Genomic DNA, 22,404 nt, shown 5'->3' on the forward strand with positions numbered 1-22,404 from the left:
GGATCGAGCAACGGCTCGCATGCCCGGCCGACGTCTGATCCAGCGGCGACGGCCTCGACACACCGGCACGGCCCCGACCCACCCACCCACCGGCACAGCCCCCCGCCCAAAACCGTTCGCCAGGAATTTCGGCGAGGTGAGATCCTGGACCGCGTATGTCTACGCATCCTGCCCCCGCCCTCGGCGATCTCGCCCCCCGCCTGGCCGAGCTGTCCCTGCGCGACGCGCACCGGCTCGGCCGCAGGCTCGAGGGCGCGCGCCGGATCCGCAAGCCCGAGGCCCGGACCGCCGTGCTCGCCGAGATCGAGGCGGAGGTCACCACGGCCGAGGCCCGCATGACCGAGCGCCGCGCCCGCGTGCCCGCCGTCACGTACCCCGAACAGCTCCCGGTCAGCCAGAAGAAATCGGACATCGCCGACGCCATACGCGACCACCAGGTCGTGATCGTCGCCGGTGAGACCGGCTCAGGCAAGACCACGCAGATCCCCAAGATCTGCCTCGAACTCGGCCGCGGCGTCCGCGGCATGATCGGCCACACCCAGCCCCGCCGCATCGCCGCCCGCACGGTCGCGGAACGCGTCGCCGACGAGCTGGACACGCCGCTGGGCGAGGCCGTCGGCTGGAAGGTCCGCTTCACCGACCAGGTCAACCCGGACGGCACCTTCGTCAAGCTCATGACGGACGGCATCCTGCTCGCCGAGATCCAGACCGACCGCGAGCTGCGCGCCTACGACACGATCATCATCGACGAGGCGCACGAGCGGTCCCTCAACATCGACTTCCTGCTGGGCTACCTCGCCCAACTGCTCCCCAAGCGCCCGGACCTCAAGGTCGTCATCACCTCCGCGACCATCGACCCCGAACGCTTCTCCCGGCACTTCGGCGACGCCCCGATCGTCGAGGTCAGCGGCCGCACCTACCCCGTGGAGGTCCGCTACCGCCCGCTCCTGGAGGAGGAGGGCGACGACGCGGACCGCGACCAGATCACCGCGATCACCGACGCCGTGGAGGAGCTCCAGGCCGAGGGCAAGGGCGACATCCTCGTCTTCCTCTCCGGCGAGCGCGAGATCCGCGACACGGCGGACGCGCTCACGAAGAAGAACTACCGCTTCACCGAGGTACTCCCCCTCTACGCCCGTCTCTCGCACGCCGAGCAGCACCGCGTCTTCCAGCCCCACACGGGCCGCCGGATCGTGCTGGCGACGAACGTGGCGGAGACCTCCCTCACCGTCCCGGGCATCAAGTACGTCATCGACCCGGGCACCGCCCGCATCTCCCGCTACAGCCACCGCACCAAGGTCCAGCGTCTGCCGATCGAACCCGTCTCGCAGGCCAGCGCCAACCAGCGCAAGGGCCGCTGCGGCCGTACGTCCGACGGCATCTGCATCCGCCTGTACTCCGAGGACGACTTCGTCTCGCGCCCGGAGTTCACGGACGCGGAGATCCTCCGGACGAACCTGGCGAGCGTCATCCTCCAGATGACCGCGGCCGGCCTCGGCGACATCGAGAAGTTCCCCTTCATCGACCCGCCGGACCACCGCAACATCCGTGACGGCGTCCAGCTCCTCCAGGAACTGGGCGCGCTGGACCCGTCCCAGAAAGAGGTCCGCAAGCGTCTGACCGAGACGGGCCGCAAGCTCGCCCAGCTCCCCGTCGACCCCCGGCTGGCCCGGATGGTGCTGGAGGCCGACAAGAACGGCTGTGCGCGTGAGGTGATGGTGATCGCCGCGGCGCTGTCCATCCAGGACCCGCGCGAGCGCCCCTCCGACAAGCAGACGCAGGCCGACCAGCAGCACGCCCGCTTCAGGGACGAGAGCAGCGACTTCCTCGCGTTCCTGAACCTGTGGCGCTACGTCCGCGAGCAGCAGAAGGAGCGGGGTTCCTCCGCCTTCCGGCGCATGTGCAAACAGGAGTTCCTGAACTTCCTGCGCATCCGCGAGTGGCAGGACATCTACACCCAGCTGCGCACGGTGGCGAAGCAGATGGGTATCCATCCGAACGAGGACGACGCGGCCGAGCAGAGCGTCCATGTCTCGCTCCTGGCCGGCCTGCTCTCCCACGTCGGCATGAAGGACGTGAAGGAGACCGGCGGCGAGAGCGGGCGCGGCACCGGCAAGAACGAGTACCTGGGCGCCCGCAGCGCCAAGTTCGCGATCTTCCCCGGTTCGGCCCTCTTCAAGAAGCCCCCGCGCTTCGTGATGTCGGCGGAGCTGGTGGAGACCTCCCGCCTCTGGGCGCGGGTCAACGCGAAGATCGAGCCCGAGTGGGTCGAGCCCCTGGCCGGGCACCTCCTCAAGCGGACGTACAGCGAACCGCACTGGGAGAAGGACCAGGCCGCCGTGATGGCGTACGAGAAGGTCACGCTCTACGGCGTGCCGATCGTCGCCCAGCGGAAGGTCAACTACGGGCGGATCGACCCCGAGGCCTCCCGTGAGCTCTTCATCCGCAACGCCCTCGTGGAGGGCGACTGGCGCACGCACCACAAGTTCTTCGCCGACAACCGCAGGCTCCTGACCGAGGTGGAGGAGCTGGAGCACCGCGCCCGGCGCCGGGACATCCTGGTCGACGACGAGACGCTCTTCGACTTCTACGACCAGCGGGTGCCGGAACACGTCGTGTCCGGGGCGCACTTCGACTCCTGGTGGAAGCACAAGCGCCACGACGAGCCCGAGCTGCTCGACTTCGAGCGTTCGATGCTCATCAACGAGAAGGCGGGGGCCGTCACCAAGGACGACTACCCCGACTCGTGGCGTCAGGGGCGTCTCAAGTTCCGTGTGACGTACCAGTTCGAGCCGGGCGCGGACGCGGACGGCGTGACGGTCCACATCCCGCTCCACGTCCTGAACCAGGTGACGGACGAGGGCTTCGACTGGCAGATCCCGGGTCTGCGGGAGGAGGTCGTGACGGAGCTGATCCGCTCCCTCCCCAAGCCCATCCGCCGCAACTACGTGCCGGCCCCGAACGTCGCGCGGGCCTTCCTCGACCGTGCGGTCCCCCTCCAGGAGCCGCTGACGACGACGATGGCCCGCGAGCTGAAGCGCATGGTCGGTGTCACGCTCACCGCCGACGACTTCGACTGGTCCCGGGTCCCGGACCACCTGAAGATCACCTTCCGGATCGTCGACGAACGGCGCCGCAAGCTCGCCGAGGACAAGGACCTCCAGGCGCTTCAGCTCCAGCTGAAGCCGAAGGCGCGCAAGGCGATCTCGCAGGCCGCGGCGGCGACGGCGGAGCGCGAGGGCGGCGAGTCCCTGGAGCGCACGGGCCTCACGGACTGGACGATCGGCTCGCTGGCCCGCGTCTTCGAGACACGGCGGGCGGGACAGCCGGTCAAGGCCTACCCGGCCCTGGTGGACGACGGCGACACGGTCTCCGTACGCCTCTTCGACACCGAGGCCGAGCAGGCCCAGGCCATGTGGAAGGGCACCCGGCGGCTGATCCTGCGGAACATCCCGGTGAACCCGGGCAAGTTCGCCTCGGACAAGCTGACGAACGCCCAGAAGCTCGCCCTGTCCGCCAATCCGCACGGCACCGTGCAAGCCCTCTTCGACGACTGCGCGACGGCCGCCGCGGACAAGCTGATCGGCGACTTCGGGGGCCCGGCGTGGGACGAGGAGTCGTACCGCAAGCTCTACGACAGGGTGCGCGCCGAGATCGTCGACACGACGGTGCGCACGGTCGGGCAGGTGCAGCAGGTGCTGGCCGCCTGGCAGGCCTGTGAGCGCCGTCTGAAGGACGCCAGGAGCCCCGTGCTGCTGGCGAACCTCGCGGACGTACGCAAGCAGCTGGACGCCCTCGTGAAGCCCGGCTTCGTCACGGCGACCGGCCTGCGGCGGCTGGCCGACCTCATGCGCTATCTGGTGGCCGCGGACCGCCGGCTGCAACAGATGCCGACCAACGTCCAGCGGGACACCACCCGGATGGAGAAGGTCCACGAGATGCAGGACGAGTACGCCTGGCTCCTGGAACAGATGCCGCAGGGCCGTCCGGTCCCGCAGCAGGTCCTGGACATCCGCTGGATGCTCGAGGAGCTCCGGGTCAGCTATTTCGCCCACGCGCTCGGCACGGCGTACCCCGTCTCCGACAAGCGCATCGTGAAGGCGATCGACGCCGCGGCACCGTAACGGCGCCCGTACGGTGGGTGAGTTCGACCCCGGGCTCACCCTCCTGTACAGTCTCTTCTCGCAGCACAGCGCACGAATAGTGACTGCGAAACCTGGTCCTGTGGAGCAGTTTGGAGTGCTCGCCACCCTGTCAAGGTGGAGGCCGCGGGTTCAAATCCCGTCAGGACCGCAGTAGATACGAGAGCCCGGGTCTTCGGACCCGGGCTCTCGTGCGTTCGACACCCGCGTGCGTTCGACGCCCTCTCGCGTCCCGCGCTCCCCCGCCCCGGCTCCGCCCGCGGGGCTCCCGCGTCTTGACGGCGCCACTTTCCCCGGGTACCCCAGAAACCAGGGCTCTCGACTCCTTGGAGGTGGCCCATGGCGGCACCGGCCCGGCACGAGACGCGCGCCCTGCTCCGCGCCCATCTGTCGGCCGCTTCCGGGTACCGCCATCTGACGCGGCACTGCCCGATCTGCCACCAGCTACTGAGGCTGGCCCTGGAACCCGCCCCGTACGGCGAGGAGGACGAGACGGCGGTCGAGGACGAGAGTCCCTCCAAGGCCTGAGCCCGGCGCCGGGAATACACCTTCCTCTCAACTCCTTTAGCGCAGAGGAGTCGTGAGCGACAAGGACTCTGGCATGTGACGGGAGTCACCGCATAAGTTTTCAGAACAGCGAAACTTACACCCCACCTACAACTGGTCAATTTAATATGTGCAATTGCACCACCCGCAGGGGACTCCCACCGGAGATCCGACAGCCCTCCCCAGACTCCCACAAGGCCGCTCACGGACCCTCCGCGTCGCCCACTCCGAGGGCCACCCGGCGCGCGGACGGAGCGTCAAGGGGGCGCGCCCGAGGCGCCGGCGGGGCACCGCGGAGCCGGGCCGGGACCCGGAGCGGGCACAAAAAAATCGCGCTGGACCCGGCGGAGTCCAGCGCGATCGACGACGCACCCATGTCATAGGTGGAACTGGGTCGGGCGTGAGCCCTGTTGGGGCAGGACCCGCGTCGCTTGAAGCTGTGGTCCGGACGTTTCGGCGGGTTGGGGGAGCTGCCGAATTGCCCGATTATGTAGTTGTTCAGGCCTCGCTGCGCTGCTGCGGAATGCCCGCGAGCAGTGCACGGACCTCCGCTTCGCGGTAGCGGCGGTGCCCGCCGAGCGTGCGGATGGACGTAAGCTTGCCGGCCTTCGCCCACCGTGTGACCGTCTTGGGGTCGACGCGGAACATGGTGGCGACCTCAGCCGGGGTCAGCAGCGGCTCGGCATCAGGGGTGCGAGCGGTCATGAGCGGCCTCCTCGGGAGAACCGAACCTTCTCGGTTCTTTCCTCTAAATTCTGCACCTTGACCCGCGTTGCCCGAAATGGCGGACGCGAGTCGAGTCGGTTATAGGACGAACGGCTTGTCCTCGGCACTACAACTACACCATCCGTCCAGCCGCGTCGGCCAAACCGATGGAATTGCCCTCCCAGGTGTTCATCAGCGACGGAAGCCGATGGACCATGCCATAGCGGACAGTCACGACACTGTGACGATCAGTCACAGGGCGATCAGGAGTCACCAGACCCCCCATAGCGTGCAATGCGGAGATTCCACCCAAACACGGGTAGAAGGAGTCCTCCCCGGACTCCTTGTCCTATTTTGGCACGGGGAGGGGTAAGCGATGCAAGAGCCAGGTAAGTGCCATCCGTCACGCTTGACACGCCCTTGACGCAAAAGACCGGATCGGGACCTACGTCCCGTAGTCAGGACGTACGTCCTACAGTGGCACCTCTTCGGCGTGCGAGGACCATACGTCAGTTCGGTTGCCGTCGGCTGAGATCCGCGTCACACGTGCCCGGCAGGACCACACGGCGCACCCGCCCCGCCCGCCCCGCGTCCCCGGCACGACACGCCCGTCCCACGTGATCCACCCGATCCACCCGGCGGACCTCAGTTCGAGGACTGCCGGTCCCTGACCGAGCGCCAGCGCTCCACGAGCCGCCCGTACGCCTCACCCGCGGCGACCCCGTCCCCGGTGCGCAGCGCCTCGATGCCCTCGGCGACGTCCGCCGCCGAGTGGTCGTCCTCCAGGTGTCCGGCCGGCAGGGCGTGCACGAGCCCGCCGTAGTCCAGCTCCACCAGCGAGCGCGGGTGGAACTCCTCCAGCCAGCGCCCCACGTCCACCAGGCCGTCGATGAGCGGCCCTTCGTCCAGGGTGTCCCGGAGCGTCTTCAGGGCCCGCGCGGTCCGCCGGCGCGCCTGCACCATCGGCGTCCGGTAGCGCAGCACCGGCGCCGCCCCGTCGCCGCCCGCGCCCTTCTCGTACTCCCGCTCCTCGTCGGAGACGAGCACGAACCAGTTCAGCGGCACCTGCCAGGTCGAGGTGCGGATCCACGGGCGGGCGTCGGGGTTGCGGGCCAGCCAGCGCTCGTAGTCCAGGGCGGCCTGGCGGCGCACGAGCGGGGGCAGCACCGCGTCCAGGACCGGCGCCGGCAGTTCCTCCGCCAGTTCGTCGAGTGCCTGCCAGCCGCGCAACCGGGTGCGCCAGGGGCAGACGCACAGCACCCCGTCGACGTCCAGCACGAACGCGTCGGCGCTCTCGTGCACCGGCACGGGGATCGGCGGGGTCGGGAGCAAATCGGCCAGGGACCGGCGCAGTTCGTCCTGGTACGACGGACGCTCCGCGCGCCGGGCGTAGCGCGCCCAGTGGCCCCGCTCCGGCTCCGCAAAGGCGGCCAGCGGTTCGTAGACGCGCAGATAGGACGCGTACGGGACGACCACCGAGGACACCTTGGGCACCTCTGCTCCCTCCCCATCGGGCCGAACACGAAACCCGGACGGGAACGCGTTCAACCGGCACACGAGCGACCGGGAAAACACTGCAAATCGTCCCACGGCCGTGCGGAAACGTACTCCGGGAGAAGGTGATCCTGAACACTGCGCGGATGGCGACCGGGCACAGGCTCTACCCTCGTGCCCACGGGCGCCCGCCATCCGCACGGGCACCGTCCTCAACCGCCGCTACTTACCTGGGAGTCACCACAGTGACCGACGTAACCGACGGCGTCCTGCACACCCTGTTCCACTCGGACCAGGGGGGTCATGAGCAAGTCGTGCTGTGCCAGGACCGGGCCAGCGGCCTCAAGGCCGTCATCGCCATCCACTCCACCGCCCTGGGCCCCGCCCTCGGAGGGACGCGTTTCTACCCGTACGCGAGCGAGGAGGAGGCCGTCGCCGACGCGCTGAACCTCTCGCGCGGGATGTCGTACAAGAACGCCATGGCCGGTCTCGACCACGGCGGCGGCAAGGCCGTCATCATCGGCGACCCCGAGCAGATCAAGAGCGAGGCGCTGCTGCTGGCCTACGGCCGGTTCGTGGCCTCGCTCGGTGGGCGTTACGTCACGGCCTGCGACGTCGGCACCTACGTCGCCGACATGGACGTCGTGGCCCGGGAGTGCCGCTGGACGACCGGGCGTTCGCCGGAGAACGGCGGCGCGGGCGACTCGTCGGTACTGACCGCGTACGGGGTCTTCCAGGGCATGCGGGCGAGCGCCCAGCACCTGTGGGGCGACCCGACGCTGCGCGGCCGCAGGGTGGGCGTCGCGGGCGTCGGCAAGGTGGGTCACCACCTCGTGGACCATCTGCGTCAGGACGGCGCCGAGGTCGTCATCACGGACGTGCGGGCGGAGTCCGTGGCGCGGATCCTGGACAAGCATCCGACCGGGGTCACCGCCGTCGCCGACACCGAGGCGCTGATCCGTGTGGAGGGGCTGGACATCTACGCCCCCTGCGCGCTCGGCGGGGCGCTGAACGACGCCTCCGTGCCGGTCCTGACGGCGAGGATCGTGTGCGGCGCCGCCAACAACCAGCTCGCGCACCCGGGCGTCGAGAAGGACCTCGCGGACCGCGGGATCCTGTACGCGCCCGACTACGTCGTGAACGCGGGCGGTGTCATCCAGGTCGCCGACGAGCTCCACGGTTTCGACTTCGACCGGTGCAAGGCGAAGGCCTCGAAGATCTTCGACACCACGCTGGCCATATTCGCACGTGCGAAGGAGGACGGGATTCCGCCGGCCGCCGCGGCCGACCGGATCGCCGAGCAGCGGATGGCGGAGGCACGCCGCCGCGGCTGACGGACCGGCCATTCGGAACCCCTCGTTCCGGCCCATTTCCACGTTGTCAGGGACCCGCCGAGGGAACACTTGGAGAGAACTCTCACTCCCGTCGGCGGGTCGGGCGCCAAGAAGAGGTTAAAATCGCGGTTGACCAGCGGGGACAGGGCACCTCGCAGGTTCTGGGCTCAGGCGCGTCCTGCGGGCGACGTACCGTATGGGCGCGGGCTCAGGTACCGTGGAAGCCCTACGGACCGGTCTCTCCACGGAGAGCCCGTTCCAGATCATGAACGCGTGTCAAGACTCTGGGGCCACCGAGCCCCGTATCCGAGGGGGTCGAGCCATGGGGCGCGGCCGGGCAAAGGCCAAGCAGACGAAGGTCGCCCGCCAGCTGAAGTACAGCAGCGGCGGGACTGACCTCTCGCGCCTGGCCAATGAGCTGGGCGCTTCGACTTCGAGCCAGCCGCCGAATGGCGAGCCGTTCGAGGACGACGACGAGGAAGACGACCCGTACGCCCAGTACGCGGATCTCTACAACGACGACGATGAGGACGAGGACGACCAGTCCGGTCCCCAGTCCCAACGTCGCGGCGCTTGACGCAACAGCGTCCCTCGCGGTTTCCGCGATCTCTCGTAGCAGATTCCTGTTGGCGGACTTCTGCCGACAGATCTTCGCCGGCGGTTCTCCGTCGGCGGGTTCTGTCGGCAGAATTCTCGTAGTTACCGCACCTCACCCGGTCCGGGGCGCCAGCGCCGGACCGGGTTTTGTGCTGCCCGGAGGGCATCAGCTCGCGTAGTCGCCGATCAGGGCCGCGCCCGTCGTGTGCGCGCCGCGCTCGGTGATCTCACCGGCGATCCAGGCGTCCACACCGCGGTCCCCGAGGGTGGCGAGCGCCGCGTCCGCCGATTCCTCGGGAACGATCGCGATCATGCCCACGCCCATGTTCAGCGTCTTCTCCAGCTCCAGCCGCTCGACCCCGCCGGTCCGGCCGACGAGATCGAAGACCGGGGCCGGGGTCCAGGTCTCGCGGTCGACGATCGCGTGCAGCCCGTCCGGGATCACCCGGGCGAGGTTCGCCGCGAGGCCGCCGCCGGTGATGTGGCTGAAGGCGTGCACCTCGGTGGTCCGGGTGAGTGCCAGACAGTCCAGCGAGTAGATCTTGGTGGGCTCCAGCAGCTCCTCGCCGAGCGTACGGCCGAACTCCTCGACGTGCCGGTCGAGGCTGAGGTTCGCCCGCTCGAAGAGGACGTGCCGGACGAGGGAGTACCCGTTCGAGTGAAGCCCGGAGGCCGCCATGGCGATCACCGCGTCACCCGTGCGGATACGATCCGCCCCGAGCAGCCGGTCCGCCTCGACCACGCCCGTACCGGCGCCCGCGACGTCGAAGTCGTCCGGACCCAGCAGACCCGGGTGTTCGGCCGTCTCGCCGCCCACCAGGGCGCAGCCCGCGAGGACACAGCCCTCGGCGATGCCCTTCACGATGGCCGCGACGCGCTCCGGGTGGACCTTGCCGACGCAGATGTAGTCGGTCATGAAGAGCGGCTCGGCGCCGCACACCACGATGTCGTCCATGACCATCGCGACCAGGTCGTGACCGATGGAGTCGTACACGCCGAGCTGCCGGGCGATGTCGACCTTGGTGCCCACGCCGTCCGTGGCCGAGGCCAGCAGCGGACGCTCGTAGCGCTTGAGGGCGGAGGCGTCGAAGAGGCCGGCGAAGCCGCCGAGACCGCCGAGGACCTCGGGGCGCTGCGTCTTCTTCACCCACTCCTTCATCAGCTCCACGGCGCGGTCGCCCGCTTCGATGTCGACGCCGGCGGCCGCGTAGGAGGCGCCGGAGGGACTGCCCGTCGCCGGAGACGACTGATCAGAGACAGAAGACATTGCCTGGGATCTTTCGGGTTGGTGAAACGGGGCTCTGCGGCACTTACGGGCGACGGATGGCGTCAGCCGCGGCCGTGGCTGCGGGACCCGCGGCCAGCTCGGTCTCCAGAAGCTGCTTGCCGAGCAGCTCGGGGTCGGGAAGGTCCATCGGGTACTCGCCGTCGAAGCACGCCCGGCACAGGTTCGGCTTGTCGATGGTGGTGGCCTCGATCATGCCGTCGAGGGAGATGTACGAGAGGGAGTCGGCGCCCAGGGAGGTGCCGATCTCCTCGACGGTCATGCCGTTGGCGATCAGCTCGGCGCGGGTCGCGAAGTCGATGCCGAAGAAGCAGGGCCACTTCACGGGCGGGGAGGAGATCCGGATGTGGACCTCGGCGGCGCCGGCCTCGCGCAGCATGCGCACCAGCGCCCGCTGGGTGTTCCCGCGGACGATCGAGTCGTCGACGACGACCAGCCGCTTCCCCTTGATGACTTCCTTCAGGGGATTCAGTTTCAGGCGGATGCCCAGCTGCCGGATGGTCTGCGAGGGCTGGATGAAGGTCCGGCCGACGTACGCGTTCTTGACCAGACCCGCGCCGAAGGGGATTCCGCTGGCCTCCGCGTAACCGATCGCGGCGGGCGTCCCCGACTCCGGGGTCGCTATCACCAGATCGGCCTCCACGGGGGCTTCCTTGGCGAGCTTGCGGCCCATCTCGACACGCGACAGATACACGTTCCGGCCGGCGATGTCCGTGTCGGGACGCGCCAGGTAGACGTACTCGAAGACACAGCCCTTGGGCTTCGCTTCCGCGAAGCGCGAGGTGCGCAGGCCGTTCTCGTCGATGGCGACGAACTCGCCCGGCTCGATCTCGCGGACGTACGCGGCACCGCAGATGTCGAGGGCGGCGGACTCGGAGGCGACCACCCAGCCGCGCTCCAGCCTGCCGAGGACCAGCGGGCGGATGCCCTGCGGGTCGCGGGCCGCGTACAGGGTGTGCTCGTTCATGAAGACGAGGCTGAAGGCGCCCTTGACCTGCGGGAGGACCTTCGCGGAGGCCTCCTCCACGGTCAGCGGCTTGCCGTCGTCGTCGACCTGGGCCGCGAGCAGCGCGGTGAGCAGGTCGGTGTCGTTGGTGGCGGCCACCCGGGTGGTGCGGCCGTCCTGCTTGGGGAGGTCGGCGACCATCTCGGCGAGCTGCGCCGTGTTGACCAGGTTGCCGTTGTGGCCGAGCGCGATGGAGCCGTGCGCGGTGGCACGGAACGTCGGCTGGGCGTTCTCCCAGACGGAGGCGCCGGTGGTCGAGTAGCGGGCGTGACCGACCGCGATATGACCCTGGAGCGAACCGAGCGAGGTCTCGTCGAAGACCTGGGAGACGAGGCCCATGTCCTTGAAGACGAGGATCTGGGAGCCGTTGCTGACCGCGATACCCGCGGATTCCTGGCCTCGATGCTGGAGGGCGTAGAGCCCGAAGTAAGTGAGCTTGGCGACCTCTTCACCGGGGGCCCAGACTCCGAAGACGCCACAAGCGTCCTGGGGGCCTTTCTCGCCGGGGAGCAGATCATGATTGAGTCGACCGTCACCACGTGGCACGGCACCGAGTGTAGGCGAGATCGACCACTGGTCCGAATTGGGGATGGCGGGCCGCGGCGGCTCACTGATCGGCGGTCGCCGTCACGTGTGTGCCGTTTGCGCTGGTCAGAGCCAGACCGCGGTGATCCAGGGCGTAGCCGACCGTGCCGTCGAAGAGGCGCAGGAGGTCGCGCTCGGTGTCCATGAGTGAGGCTTCGCACACCATCCGGGTGGTCCTGGCCGCGCCGAGGGTGATATGTCCGTCGCGGACGGTGGCCGTCGCGGAGACCTCGTTGCAGCCGAGACGGCCGGAAAGGGAGCCTCGGCGCTCGTCCAGGACGAAGTACGCCACGGCGCCGGCGGGCAGCGACCGGGCCACGTCACCGGTGCCGACGGACGTGATGGTCCACTTCGTGCCGTGGAGCGGGACGTCCGCCTCCCTGGTGAGGCCGATCCGGTCGCCGTCCCCGGTGGTGAGCGTGAGCTTGTCGCCCTTGACCGCGGTGGTGAACGTGTCCTGGCCGAAGGCGCGGGCCAGGCTCTTCTCGAAGGCCATCGGGGTCTTCCCGCAGGCCATCTCCGTCGTGCGGAGGGCGCCGAAGTCGACGCGGTCGTCCTTGAGGGTGGCGGTCGAACCGAAGCCGTTGCAGCCGAGATTGCCGCTGACCCGGCCGTCCCGGCCGATCAGCAGGTAGGCGCCGCCGGGCGCGCGGGTGGTCCGCCCGTCGACGGTGAGGGTGTCGACGTTCCAGTGGACGTCCGTGACGCCGGTGCCGTGCGCCGCGGTGACGGACGACGCGCCCGTCCCGGCGGTGCCACCGCCCGCCGTCTCGGTGCCGCAGGCCACGGCGAGCGGAAGCAGGGTCAGGACGCTGAGGGTCAGTCGCTGCTTGTCCATGGCGATGGGACGGGACGGGTGGGGTGGTCGGTTCCCTTCGGCCGGGAGGACGGCTCCGCCGGCGGCACGCGGACCCGCTCGGCGGCGTACGCGGGCCCGCTCGGCGGCGTACGCGGGCCCCCTCGGCGGCGTACGCGGGTCCCTTCGGCGGTTCGGGGTGGCGGACGCGCCGGTGTCACCCCGGTGCCGGGGTCGCGCCGGCCGTCTCGTGACAGCAGCGCGAGGCATCCCGCGGGCACCGCGCGGGGTACCTCGTGGTCGTCGCGCGAGGTACCCGGCGCGACCGTTACGGGCGGGTGCTCCGGGCGAAGGCGCGGGTCAGCGCATGAGCGGCAGGAGCGCCGAGAGGTCGGCCCGCTCGCCGCTCGCGCCGACCTTGGCCTCGTCCAGTGCCGTCCGCCAGTCCGTCCGTCCCGTCGCGAGCCGGATCCAGGTCAGCGGGTCCGTCTCGACGACGTTCGGCGGCGTTCCCCGGGTGTGCCGGGGGCCCTCCACGCACTGCACCACGGCGTACGGCGGGATCCGCACCTCCGTGGACGCGCCCGGCGCCTTCACGGCGAGCGCGTCGGCCAGCAGCCGGGTGCAGGTGGCCAGGGCCTGGCGGTCGAAGGGGATGTCCGTCCCGGCGGCGCGGTTCAGGTCGTCGGTGTGCACGACGAGCTCCACCGTGCGGGTGACGAGATAGTCGGCGAGGGTCATGGCACCGGTGGGGGCCCCGGCCTCCGGGGCCGAGCCGGGGGCCCGGCGGAGGGTGGCGAGCAGCCGGCCGTCGGGAGCGGTGGCCAGCCGCTCGGCGTACCGCTCCTCGGTGCGGGCGTAGAGCGCGTCGAGGTCGGGGTGGTCCGCGGCCAGGCGGCGCGTGCCGTCGGCGATGTCGCCCGCCCGCCCGGCGGTGGCGAACGGCCAGTCGAGCAGCGCGACTTCCCGGCTCACGGGTTCCGGCAGGTCGAGGTTCCGGCTGACGTTCTCCAGGGCCGCCGTGATGTGCGCGGCCAGTTCCCGCACACTCCAGTCGCCGAGGCCCGAGGCCCGCGCCGACCGCTCCTCGTCGAGGTCGCGTACGCCGTCGCGCACGTGCCTGAACTGCGCGAGGACCGCCGCGCGCGTCTTGACGGGATCGTAGGTGCGGGTGCGTTTCCTGGCCGGAGGCATGATCCCCAGGGTAGGCGGTGCACGGGCCCCGGGCGCGGGGCACCTGCGCGGGCGCGCGCGAAGGCCCCGCCCGGAATTCCCTTCCCCGGACGGGGCCTTGACGCGCGTACGGCCGCCGGTGCTACGCGAGGAGCGCCGGGATCGTGCCCTCGTGCGCCGTGCGCAGCTCCGTCAGCGGGAGCGTGAACTCGCCCTGCACCTCGACCACCGCGGTCGCGTCGGACTCGGTCCCGTCCACGACACCGATACGGGTGACGGGCAGGCCCCGCGCACCGCACATGTCGTTGAAGCGGAGTTCCTCCGAGCGCGGGACGGCGACGACCGCGCGGCCCGCCGACTCCGAGAAGAGGAGGGTGAAGGCGTCCAGGCCGTCGGGCACGACCAGCCGCGCGCCCTTCCCGCCGAGCAGCGCCGATTCGACCACGGCCTGGATCAGGCCGCCGTCGGACAGGTCGTGCGCCGAGTCGATCATGCCGTCGCGGGAGGCCGAGATGAGGATCTCGCCGAGGAGCCGCTCGCGCTCCAGGTCGACCCGCGGGGGCAGTCCGCCGAGGTGGTCGTGGACGACCTGCGACCAGGCCGAGCCGCCGAACTCCTCACGGGTGTCGCCGAGCAGGTAGAGGAGCTGGCCCTCTTCCTGGAAGGCGACCGGCGTCCGGCGGGCGACGTCGTCGATGACGCCCAGCACGGCCACGACCGGGGTCGGGTGGATGGCGGCCTCGCCCGTCTGGTTGTAGAGCGAGACGTTGCCGCCGGTCACCGGGGTGCCCAGTTGCAGACAGCCGTCGGCGAGACCGCGGACGGCCTCGGCGAACTGCCACATGACGGCCGGGTCCTCGGGCGAGCCGAAGTTCAGGCAGTCGGAGACGGCGAGCGGCTTGGCACCGGTCGTCGCCACGTTGCGGTAGGCCTCGGCGAGCGCGAGCTGCGCGCCCGTGTACGGGTCGAGCTTCGCGTACCGGCCGTTGCCGTCCGTGGCGATGGCGACGCCGAGTCCGGTCTCCTCGTCGACGCGGATCATGCCCGAGTCCTCGGGCTGCGCCAGCACCGTGTTGCCCTGTACGAAGTGGTCGTACTGGGAGGTGATCCAGGACTTGGAGGCCTGGTTCGGGGAGCTCACGAGCTTGAGGACCTGGTCCCTGAGCTCCTCGCCGGTCGCCGGACGCGGCAGCTTGTTCGCGTCGTCGGCCTGGAGGGCGTCCTGCCACTCGGGGCGGGCGTAGGGGCGCTCGTAGACCGGGCCGTCGTGCGCGACCGTGCGCGGGTCGACGTCGACGATCTTGCCGCCGTGCCAGTAGATCTCCAGCCGGTCGCCGTCGGTGACCTCACCGATGACGGTGGCGATGACGTCCCACTTGTCGCAGATCTCCAGGAACCGGTCGACCTTCTCCGGCTCGACGACCGCGCACATGCGCTCCTGCGACTCGCTCATGAGGATTTCCTCGGGAGAGAGCGTCGAGTCCCGCAGGGGTACGTCGTCCAGGGTCACGCGCATGCCGCCGGAGCCGTTCGAGGCGAGCTCGGAGGTGGCGCAGGACAGTCCGGCCGCGCCGAGGTCCTGGATGCCGACGACCAGCTTCTCGGCGAAGGCCTCCAGGGTGCACTCGATGAGGAGCTTCTCCTGGAAGGGGTCGCCGACCTGGACGGCGGGGCGCTTCGACGGCTTGGCGTCGTCGAAGGTCTCGGAGGCCAGGATGGAGGCGCCGCCGATGCCGTCGCCGCCGGTGCGGGCCCCGTAGAGGATGACCTTGTTGCCCGCGCCGGACGCCTTGGCGAGGTGGATGTCCTCGTGCCGCATGACGCCGATGGCGCCGGCGTTGACGAGGGGGTTGCCCTGGTAGCAGGAGTCGAAGACGACCTCGCCGCCGATGTTGGGCAGTCCCAGGCAGTTGCCGTAGCCGCCGATGCCGGCCACGACACCCGGCAGGACGCGCTTGGTGTCGGGGTGGTCGGCCGCGCCGAAGCGCAGCGGGTCGACCACGGCGACCGGGCGGGCGCCCATCGCGATGATGTCGCGCACGATGCCGCCGACGCCGGTGGCCGCGCCCTGGTAGGGCTCGACGTACGACGGGTGGTTGTGCGACTCGACCTTGAAGGTCACGGCGTAGCCCTGGCCGACGTCGACGACACCGGCGTTCTCGCCGATGCCCACGAGGAGCGCGTCGGACTGCGGGGCCTTCTCGCCGAACTGGCGCAGGTGCACCTTCGAGGACTTGTACGAGCAGTGCTCGGACCACATGACGGAGTACATGGCGAGCTCGGCGCCGGTCGGGCGGCGGCCGAGGATCTCGACGACGCGCTCGTACTCGTCCTTCTTCAGGCCCAGTTCGGCCCAGGGCAGCTCGACGTCGGGGGTCGCGGCCGCGTTCTCGACCGTGTCCAGAGGCGTGCGGCTCATGCGGTGACCAGCTTCTTGAGGATCGAGGTGAAGAAGGGGAGGCCGTCGGTGCGGCCGGAGCCGACGAGCGGCTCGACGGCGTGCTCCGGGTGCGGCATCAGACCGACGACGTTGCCCGCCTCGTTCGTGATGCCGGCGATGTCGCGCAGCGAGCCGTTCGGGTTGACGTCCACGTAGCGGAACGCGACCCGGCCCTCCGCCTCCAGCATGTCGAGGGTGCGCTCGTCCGCGACGTACCGCCCGTCCATGTTCTTCAGCGGGATGTGGATCTCCTGGCCGGACGCGTAGTCGGCGGTCCAGGAGGTCTCCGCGTTCTCCACCCGCAGCTTCTGGTCGCGGCAGATGAAGTGGAGGTGGTTGTTGCCGAGCATCGCGCCGGGGAGGAGGTGCGCCTCGGTGAGGACCTGGAAGCCGTTGCAGATGCCGAGAACCGGCATTCCGGCCTTCGCCTGGGCGATCACGGTCTCCATCACGGGCGAGAAGCGCGAGATGGCGCCGGCCCGCAGATAGTCGCCGTACGAGAAACCGCCGGGCAGCACCACGGCGTCGACCTGCTTGAGGTCCTTGTCCTTGTGCCAGAGGGCGACGGGTTCGGCGCCCGCGAGCCGGATGGCGCGCTGGGTGTCACGGTCGTCGAGGCTGCCCGGAAAAGTGACGACTCCAATACGAGCGGTCACTTTCCTGCCTCCACCTTCTCGTCCTCCACCTTCACGGTGAAGTCCTCGATCACGGTGTTGGCGAGGAAGGATTCCGCCAGTTCGTGGATGCGGGCGAGCGCGGCGTCGTCGACCGGTCCGTCCACTTCCAGTTCGAATCGCTTTCCCTGACGTACGTCGGAGACGCCTTCGAAACCGAGACGCGGCAGTGCACGCTGCACCGCCTGGCCCTGGGGGTCGAGGATCTCCGGCTTGAGCATGACGTCGACTACGACGCGTGCCACTGGCACTCCCGGTGTGTGGTGCTGAGCAGGTCCCTTCAGACTACCCGTACAAAATTTCTACCCGCGTAGATTCGTAGAATCCTACGTGAGCCCGATCACGATCCCGCATCGACGCGGGGGCCTGCACGGAAAATCCTGGGAAAAACCGCAGAAGAGCGGTGGGACCCCATTGCCTCCTGACACGCGGACGGATTTAGTCGGGCTTCACAATGCAATGCCCGGCACTGTACAAAGGAATTGGCAATAGCCGATACTTTGCCCAATAACAGCCGGACAGTCGGCATCTCCCCGACAACTCCGTGACGTCCGCGCACGTCATGGGGTGTGATCGCAGAGGTGCCGCGCGAAGGGACCGATATTCGTGGCGCAGCGTGTCGTGGTCACTCTCTTTGACGACATCGACGGCTCGGAAGCGGCGGAAACGATCGCCTTCGGACTCGACGGCAAGTCGTACGAGATCGACCTCAATCCAACCAATGCCAAGAAACTGCGTAAGGTCCTCGCGCCCTACGTCGAGGCCGGCCGCAAGCGGTCGAAGTCCGGGAAGGCCTACACGCACACCGCGTTGACGCCCGACCCGGCCGCCGTCCGCGCCTGGGCCCGCTCCAACAAGCTGGACGTGCCGCCGCGCGGCCGCATCCCCAAGAAGGTCTACGAGGCGTTCGCCGAGTCGCACTGAGTCGCACCGACAAGCCCGCGCACGGTCCACGCCGGGGCGCCCCCACCGCCGGGGGCGCCCGCGAGGGCCCGTCAGCGGGCCCCCGCGACAACCGACTTGCGCAGACCCCCAGGAGATCAGCTAGAGTCTGGAACACGCCGAGGGGCAAGGCCGAAAGGCCCGACCCGAGGAGTCACGCGGGTGTAGTTCAGTAGCAGAACATCCCCCTTCCAGGGGGAAGGCGCAGTGTGCAATTCCTGTCACCCGCTCTGCAACCCTTACCGATCAGGTAGGGTGATGCTCGCACCGATCGGTGAAAGCCGGTCGGGGGCACATGCGGACGTAGCTCAGTTGGTAGAGCGCAACCTTGCCAAGGTTGAGGTCGCGAGTTCGAGCCTCGTCGTCCGCTCCAGGAAGCAAAGACCCCGGTCAGCAGACCGGGGTCTTTCTCGTATGTCCGCCCACCCGAAGTCCGCGGCGTGGTTCACGCATGTGTCGAAGTCGCGTGCCGAAGTCGCGTGCCGAAGTCGCGTGCTCAAGTCGTGTGCCCAAGTCGTCTGCTCACGTCGTGGGTCGCAGGCTTGTGCCGACGGCTTGTGCCGGGGAGCTCGGCGCGAAGGAACAGCGAGAAGGTACCGGCGTGCGGGCGTCTGACATTTGTCATGCGGAGCGATGACACCGCGCACTGCTGACGCGTCCGGTCCGCGGGGACGCTGATTTCATGAACACGAACGAGCACGACGACGTGATTGAGGTCACCGATCTGCGGCGCGTGTACGGGGGAGATTTCGAGGCCGTGCGCGGAGTCACCTTCTCCGTGGGCCGCGGTGAGCTCTTCGCACTGCTGGGAACGAACGGCGCCGGCAAGACCTCCACGGTCGAGCTGCTGGAAGGCCTCGCCCCGCCGGCCGGCGGACGGGTCCGGGTCCTCGGACACGATCCGTACCAGGAACGCGCCGCCGTCCGGCCCCGGATCGGCGTGATGCTTCAGGAGGGCGGCTTCCCCTCCGAACTGACGGTCGCGGAGACCGTACGGATGTGGGCGGGCTGCACGAGCGGCGCACGGCCCACGGACCAGGCCCTGGAGCTGGTGGGACTCGCGCGGCGGTCCCGCGTGCGGGTGAAGCAGCTGTCCGGGGGCGAGAAGCGGCGGCTGGACCTGGCGCTCGCCCTCCTCGGCCGCCCCGAGGTCCTCTTCCTCGACGAGCCGACGACCGGACTGGACGCCGAAGGGCGCCGGGAGACCTGGGAGTTGGTGCGGGAACTGCGTGACACCGGCACGACCGTGCTGCTGACCACGCACTACCTGGAGGAGGCGGAGCAGCTGGCCGACCGGCTCGCGGTCCTCCACGAAGGGCGCATCGCGGCCTCCGGCACCCCCGCCGAGGTGACCGCGTCCCAGCCGTCCCGGATCTCCTTCGAACTGCCCGCCGGGTACTTCCTCGGGGACCTGCCACCACTCGCCACGCTCGGCGTGAGCGGCCACGAGACGGTGGGCCGCACCGTGAGGCTGCGCACCGGCGACCTCCAGCGCACCGCGACCGCGCTCCTGCTGTGGGCCCGGGACGAACAGGTCGAACTGGGCGGACTCGACGTACGGCCGGCCTCGCTGGAGGAGGCGTTCCTGCGGATCGCCTCGGACGCGGCCGGTGCCGACGGAGGCTCCGGTGCCGGGGCCGGCTCCGGTGGACGGGGCACGGGAGCGACGACAGAGAAGGAGGCCGCGGCATGAGCGCTGCGACCGTGACCGACCCCCGTACGGGGACCACCACGACGACCACCACGACGGGGCGGATGGCGGCGCTGGCGCGTGCCGAGCTGACCCTGCTGGGCCGGACGAAGGCGACGCTCGCCGCTGCCGTGTTCGTGCCGCTGGCCCTGCCGTTCAGCCTGCGCTCGACCGTCGGCCAGATGGACCTGAAGGGCACCGGGCTCTCGGTCGGCTCGGTCGTCCTGCCGTCCTCCGTCGGTTTCTCCCTCCTCTTCGCGGTCTACAGCTCGCTGGTGAGCGTGTACGCGGCCCGCCGCGAGGAGCTCGTCCTCAAGCGGCTGCGCACCGGGGAGCTGCGGGACGCGGAGATCCTCGCGGGCGCGGCCCTGCCCTCGGTCGCGATCGGTCTCGTCCAGTGCCTGGCCCTGGCCGTCGCGTGTGCCGCCCTGCTGGACGTCGGGGCGCCCGAAGCCCCCCATCTCGCCGTCCTGGGACTGCTGCTGGGCCTGGCGATGTGGCCTCCGCTCGCGGCCGTCACCGCGAGCCTCAGCAGGAGCGTGGAAGGCGCCCAGGTGGCCGCCATGCCCCTGATGCTGCTGTCCCTGCTCGGTTCGGGCACCTTCGTCCCCCTCCAGGTCATGCCCGGCGCGCTGGCCTCGGCCTGTGAACTGCTGCCCCTGACCCCGGTGATCACCCTGGTCCGCGGCGGCTGGACCGGCGGCCTGTCCGCGCACGACACCCTGGGCGCCCTCGGGACCGCGGTGGCCTGGATCGTGTTCGCGGTGTTTGCTGTACGGCGGTGGTTCCGCTGGGAGCCTCGACGGTGACCACGGACCCTCGGAGGTCGGCATGAGCAGGCCGGGTGGCTGGTGGCGGGGCAAGAGCACTCCGGCGAAGGTCGAGACCTACACACGGTGGTCGTTCCACTTCTTCGCCCTGATCGAGACCGCCACGATCGGGCTGCCCCTGTTCTCGAACGTGCCCGGCACGCTGTCCTGGTGCCTGTTCCCGCTGGTGTGCGCGCACTCCGTGCTCTGTGCGGTGACCGCGTCGAGGACGCTGGACTGGACACGCGGCACCCGTGACCGCCCCCGGCGGATGCTGATCGCGCTGGCGGCGACCACCGCTCTGGTGGCCGTGGCCGCGCTCACCCTCTCGGGCACGGACTGGCGTCCGGCGACCGACGTCGAGGTCCGCCTGGGCGCCTCGATGTTCGTCGGCGTCATCGCCTTCGGCACCGGGACTCTCGCCCTCGGCACACGGGACCGGCGCCGGATGACGCACGTGGTGGTCGGCGCGACGGTGGGTGCCGGGGCGGCGTCGTTCCCGCTCGGCTTCCCCGGCCCCGCCACGGTGGTCATCGCCGGCACGGTCCTGCTCACCGCCGGGTTCCTCGCCTTCACGGCCGCCTTCTCCGTCTGGCTGCTCAACGCCGTGTACGAACTCGACGCGGCCCGCGAGACCCGGGCCCGCCTCGCGGTCGCCGAGGAACGGCTGCGCTTCGGACGCGATCTGCACGACGTGATGGGCCGCAACCTCGCGGTGATCGCGCTGAAGAGCGAACTCGCCGTCCAGCTGGCCCGGCGCGGGCGCCCGGAGGCCGTGGACCAGATGACCGAGGTGCAGCGGCTGGCCCGGGAGTCCCAGCGCGAGGTGCGCGAGGTCGTACGCGGCTACCGCGAGGCCGACCTCACCGTGGAACTCGCGGGCGCTCAGGGCGTGCTGACGGCCGCCGGCATCGCCTGCGAGGTGACCGGGCCCGCGACGGGGCTTCCCGCTCAGGTTCAGTCGGCGCTCGGCTGGGTCGTACGGGAGGCGACCACGAACGTGCTGCGGCACGGGGACGCGCGCCGGTGCGGGGTCACCCTGCGGGTGGCGGACGGGAAGGTCACCCTCACGGTGGAGAACGACGGCGTGCCGGACGCGGTCGCGGCCGGCCCCGGAGCGGCAGAGAGCACCGGACGCAACGGACCGGGCGGAGGCTCCGGGCTCGTAGGGCTGCGGGAGCGGCTGGCCGGGCTGGACGGGACCCTGCGGGCCGGGCCGGGCGACGACGGCACGTTCCGTCTGACGGCGGAGATACCGATGCCGAATCCTCCGGAGCCGGATCTGGCGCAGCCACATCCCCCGGAGCCGGATCTGTCGCAGCCACATCCCTCGGGGCCGGATCCGTCGGCGGTGCCCGTGCCGCGTCGAGTGAACGAGGTCAGACCATGACGCACGTACCACCCGTCCCACCCGTACCGCACGCCCCATCCGTACCGTCCGCGACACCCGTCCGTCTGCTGCTCGCCGACGACGAACACCTGATCCGGGGAGCGCTCGCCGCGCTGCTGGCGCTGGAGGACGATCTCGTCGTCGTCGCCGAGGCGGCGACCGGGCCCGAGGCGCTGGCGATGGCACGGGCGCACGCTCCCGACGTCGCCGTGCTCGATCTCCAGATGCCGGGGGCCGACGGTGTGAGCGTGGCCACATCGCTGCGGGCCGAACTGCCCGGCTGCCGGGTGCTGATCGTGACGAGTCACGGACGGCCGGGGCATCTGAAGCGGGCGCTTGCGGCAGGTGTACGCGGCTTTGTCCCGAAGACCGTCAGCGCGCAGCGGCTCGCCGAGATCATCCGCACCGTGCACGCGGGAAACCGTTACGTGGACCCGGAGTTGGCGGCCGACGCGATCTCCGCCGGGGACTCCCCGCTGACCGCGCGGGAGGCCGAGGTGCTCGAGTTCGCCGCCGACGGCGCGCCCGTCGCGGAGATCGCGGAGCGGGCCGCGCTGTCGCAGGGGACGGTACGGAACTACCTGTCGTCCGCCGTCTCCAAACTCGGCGCGGAGAACCGGCACGCGGCGGTGCGTCTCGCACGGCAGCGAGGTTGGGTATAGTTGCTCTCGCACCACAGCGCATGCGGACGTAGCTCAGTTGGTAGAGCGCAACCTTGCCAAGGTTGAGGTCGCCAGTTCGAACCTGGTCGTCCGCTCCAGTGAAGAAGCCCCCGGCCTCAGGCCGGGGGCTTCTT

At 70.1% G+C, this 22,404-nt stretch carries 18 protein-coding genes and 4 tRNA genes; 13 read left to right on the plus strand and 9 right to left on the minus strand.

What is annotated here, in order from left to right:
• Window positions 1-155: 155 nt before the first annotated feature.
• From hrpA to ACFV2J_RS33265, 3 genes are all read left to right on the plus strand, one after another.
• Entirely contained in the window at window positions 156-4,124 is a 3,969-nt protein-coding gene (hrpA, locus tag ACFV2J_RS33255; RefSeq protein ID WP_385442156.1) for an ATP-dependent RNA helicase HrpA, read from the plus strand.
• Between the two features lie 94 nt (window positions 4,125-4,218).
• A tRNA-Asp gene (locus tag ACFV2J_RS33260) sits at window positions 4,219-4,293 on the plus strand.
• Between the two features lie 188 nt (window positions 4,294-4,481).
• The gene (locus tag ACFV2J_RS33265; RefSeq protein ID WP_385089670.1) at window positions 4,482-4,670 is read left to right on the plus strand and encodes a DUF6274 family protein; all 189 of its coding nucleotides are present in this window, start codon (window positions 4,482-4,484) and stop codon (window positions 4,668-4,670) included.
• 516 nt (window positions 4,671-5,186) lie between these two features.
• Here the strand turns inward: ACFV2J_RS33265 and bldC are convergent.
• Entirely contained in the window at window positions 5,187-5,393 is a 207-nt protein-coding gene (gene bldC / locus ACFV2J_RS33270; protein ID WP_003949541.1) for a developmental transcriptional regulator BldC, read from the minus strand.
• Between the two features lie 645 nt (window positions 5,394-6,038).
• Window positions 6,039-6,887, minus strand: coding sequence for a hypothetical protein (locus ACFV2J_RS33275; protein WP_385089667.1), 849 nt, complete (start codon window positions 6,885-6,887; stop codon window positions 6,039-6,041).
• 245 nt (window positions 6,888-7,132) lie between these two features.
• Between ACFV2J_RS33275 and ACFV2J_RS33280 the strand changes: the two genes are divergently transcribed.
• Window positions 7,133-8,221 (plus strand): Leu/Phe/Val dehydrogenase, encoded by a 1,089-nt coding sequence (locus ACFV2J_RS33280; protein WP_385089664.1) that lies wholly within the window; start codon window positions 7,133-7,135, stop codon window positions 8,219-8,221.
• Between the two features lie 322 nt (window positions 8,222-8,543).
• On the plus strand, window positions 8,544-8,798 hold the full coding sequence (locus tag ACFV2J_RS33285) for a DUF3073 domain-containing protein (protein WP_037615441.1): 255 nt from the start codon (window positions 8,544-8,546) through the stop codon (window positions 8,796-8,798).
• Window positions 8,799-8,984: 186 nt separating this feature from the next.
• On the opposite strand, the gene purM is transcribed toward ACFV2J_RS33285, so the two are convergent.
• The 7 genes from purM to purS all read right to left on the minus strand — a co-directional run bounded on the left by purM (window position 8,985) and on the right by purS (window position 17,022).
• The gene (gene purM, locus ACFV2J_RS33290) at window positions 8,985-10,085 is read right to left on the minus strand and encodes a phosphoribosylformylglycinamidine cyclo-ligase (RefSeq protein ID WP_385089661.1); all 1,101 of its coding nucleotides are present in this window, start codon (window positions 10,083-10,085) and stop codon (window positions 8,985-8,987) included.
• A 43-nt stretch (window positions 10,086-10,128) separates the two neighbouring features.
• Complete coding sequence (gene purF, locus ACFV2J_RS33295) at window positions 10,129-11,655, minus strand: amidophosphoribosyltransferase (protein ID WP_385089658.1); 1,527 nt, start codon at window positions 11,653-11,655, stop codon at window positions 10,129-10,131.
• 61 nt (window positions 11,656-11,716) lie between these two features.
• A complete protein-coding gene (locus tag ACFV2J_RS33300; protein ID WP_385442163.1) occupies window positions 11,717-12,532 on the minus strand; it encodes an META domain-containing protein in 816 nt (271 codons plus the stop codon).
• Between the two features lie 318 nt (window positions 12,533-12,850).
• On the minus strand, window positions 12,851-13,684 hold the full coding sequence (locus ACFV2J_RS33305; protein ID WP_385087628.1) for a sterol carrier family protein: 834 nt from the start codon (window positions 13,682-13,684) through the stop codon (window positions 12,851-12,853).
• A gap of 121 nt (window positions 13,685-13,805) precedes the next feature.
• Window positions 13,806-16,082: a phosphoribosylformylglycinamidine synthase subunit PurL gene (gene purL / locus ACFV2J_RS33310; protein ID WP_385087626.1), complete on the minus strand. Its 2,277-nt coding sequence runs from the start codon at window positions 16,080-16,082 to the stop codon at window positions 13,806-13,808.
• Window positions 16,079-16,759 (minus strand): phosphoribosylformylglycinamidine synthase subunit PurQ, encoded by a 681-nt coding sequence (gene purQ / locus ACFV2J_RS33315; RefSeq protein WP_385087625.1) that lies wholly within the window; start codon window positions 16,757-16,759, stop codon window positions 16,079-16,081. The genes purL and purQ overlap by 4 nt, the downstream gene beginning before the upstream one ends.
• On the minus strand, window positions 16,756-17,022 hold the full coding sequence (gene purS / locus ACFV2J_RS33320; protein WP_153289764.1) for a phosphoribosylformylglycinamidine synthase subunit PurS: 267 nt from the start codon (window positions 17,020-17,022) through the stop codon (window positions 16,756-16,758). The genes purQ and purS overlap by 4 nt, the downstream gene beginning before the upstream one ends.
• Before the next feature lie 361 nt (window positions 17,023-17,383).
• On the opposite strand from purS, the gene ACFV2J_RS33325 reads away from it, so the two are divergent.
• The 8 genes from ACFV2J_RS33325 to ACFV2J_RS33360 all read left to right on the plus strand — a co-directional run bounded on the left by ACFV2J_RS33325 (window position 17,384) and on the right by ACFV2J_RS33360 (window position 22,368).
• Complete coding sequence (locus tag ACFV2J_RS33325) at window positions 17,384-17,701, plus strand: Lsr2 family protein (protein ID WP_385087623.1); 318 nt, start codon at window positions 17,384-17,386, stop codon at window positions 17,699-17,701.
• A 176-nt stretch (window positions 17,702-17,877) separates the two neighbouring features.
• Window positions 17,878-17,949 (plus strand) — tRNA-Gly (locus ACFV2J_RS33330).
• Between the two features lie 67 nt (window positions 17,950-18,016).
• A tRNA-Gly gene (locus ACFV2J_RS33335) sits at window positions 18,017-18,092 on the plus strand.
• Window positions 18,093-18,401: 309 nt separating this feature from the next.
• On the plus strand, window positions 18,402-19,412 hold the full coding sequence (locus ACFV2J_RS33340) for an ABC transporter ATP-binding protein (RefSeq protein WP_385087621.1): 1,011 nt from the start codon (window positions 18,402-18,404) through the stop codon (window positions 19,410-19,412).
• Window positions 19,409-20,218 (plus strand): ABC transporter permease, encoded by an 810-nt coding sequence (locus tag ACFV2J_RS33345; protein ID WP_385087619.1) that lies wholly within the window; start codon window positions 19,409-19,411, stop codon window positions 20,216-20,218. The genes ACFV2J_RS33340 and ACFV2J_RS33345 overlap by 4 nt, the downstream gene beginning before the upstream one ends.
• Before the next feature lie 22 nt (window positions 20,219-20,240).
• Complete coding sequence (locus ACFV2J_RS33350) at window positions 20,241-21,608, plus strand: sensor histidine kinase (protein ID WP_385087617.1); 1,368 nt, start codon at window positions 20,241-20,243, stop codon at window positions 21,606-21,608.
• Window positions 21,605-22,270 (plus strand): response regulator, encoded by a 666-nt coding sequence (locus tag ACFV2J_RS33355; RefSeq protein WP_385087615.1) that lies wholly within the window; start codon window positions 21,605-21,607, stop codon window positions 22,268-22,270. Before ACFV2J_RS33350 ends, ACFV2J_RS33355 begins: the two co-directional genes overlap by 4 nt.
• A gap of 22 nt (window positions 22,271-22,292) precedes the next feature.
• A tRNA-Gly gene (locus ACFV2J_RS33360) sits at window positions 22,293-22,368 on the plus strand.
• Window positions 22,369-22,404 lie beyond the last annotated feature (36 nt).

Source organism: Streptomyces sp. NPDC059668 (genome assembly GCF_042734135.1).
Classification (GTDB): Bacteria; Actinomycetota; Actinomycetes; order Streptomycetales; family Streptomycetaceae; genus Streptomyces.

Bases quoted from the DNA above. Each gene is read 5' to 3' on its own strand.
- hrpA (WP_385442156.1), top strand. From the start codon at position 156: ATGTCTACGCATCCTGCCCCCGCCCTCGGCGATCTCGCCCCCCGCCTG.
- ACFV2J_RS33265 (WP_385089670.1), top strand. From the start codon at position 4,482: ATGGCGGCACCGGCCCGGCACGAGACGCGCGCCCTGCTCCGCGCCCAT.
- bldC (WP_003949541.1), bottom strand. From the start codon at position 5,393: ATGACCGCTCGCACCCCTGATGCCGAGCCGCTGCTGACCCCGGCTGAG.
- ACFV2J_RS33285 (WP_037615441.1), top strand. From the start codon at position 8,544: ATGGGGCGCGGCCGGGCAAAGGCCAAGCAGACGAAGGTCGCCCGCCAG.
- purM (WP_385089661.1), bottom strand. From the start codon at position 10,085: ATGTCTTCTGTCTCTGATCAGTCGTCTCCGGCGACGGGCAGTCCCTCC.
- ACFV2J_RS33300 (WP_385442163.1), bottom strand. From the start codon at position 12,532: ATGGACAAGCAGCGACTGACCCTCAGCGTCCTGACCCTGCTTCCGCTC.
- ACFV2J_RS33305 (WP_385087628.1), bottom strand. From the start codon at position 13,684: ATGCCTCCGGCCAGGAAACGCACCCGCACCTACGATCCCGTCAAGACG.
- purL (WP_385087626.1), bottom strand. From the start codon at position 16,082: ATGAGCCGCACGCCTCTGGACACGGTCGAGAACGCGGCCGCGACCCCC.
- ACFV2J_RS33340 (WP_385087621.1), top strand. From the start codon at position 18,402: ATGAACACGAACGAGCACGACGACGTGATTGAGGTCACCGATCTGCGG.
- ACFV2J_RS33345 (WP_385087619.1), top strand. From the start codon at position 19,409: ATGAGCGCTGCGACCGTGACCGACCCCCGTACGGGGACCACCACGACG.
- ACFV2J_RS33350 (WP_385087617.1), top strand. From the start codon at position 20,241: ATGAGCAGGCCGGGTGGCTGGTGGCGGGGCAAGAGCACTCCGGCGAAG.
- ACFV2J_RS33355 (WP_385087615.1), top strand. From the start codon at position 21,605: ATGACGCACGTACCACCCGTCCCACCCGTACCGCACGCCCCATCCGTA.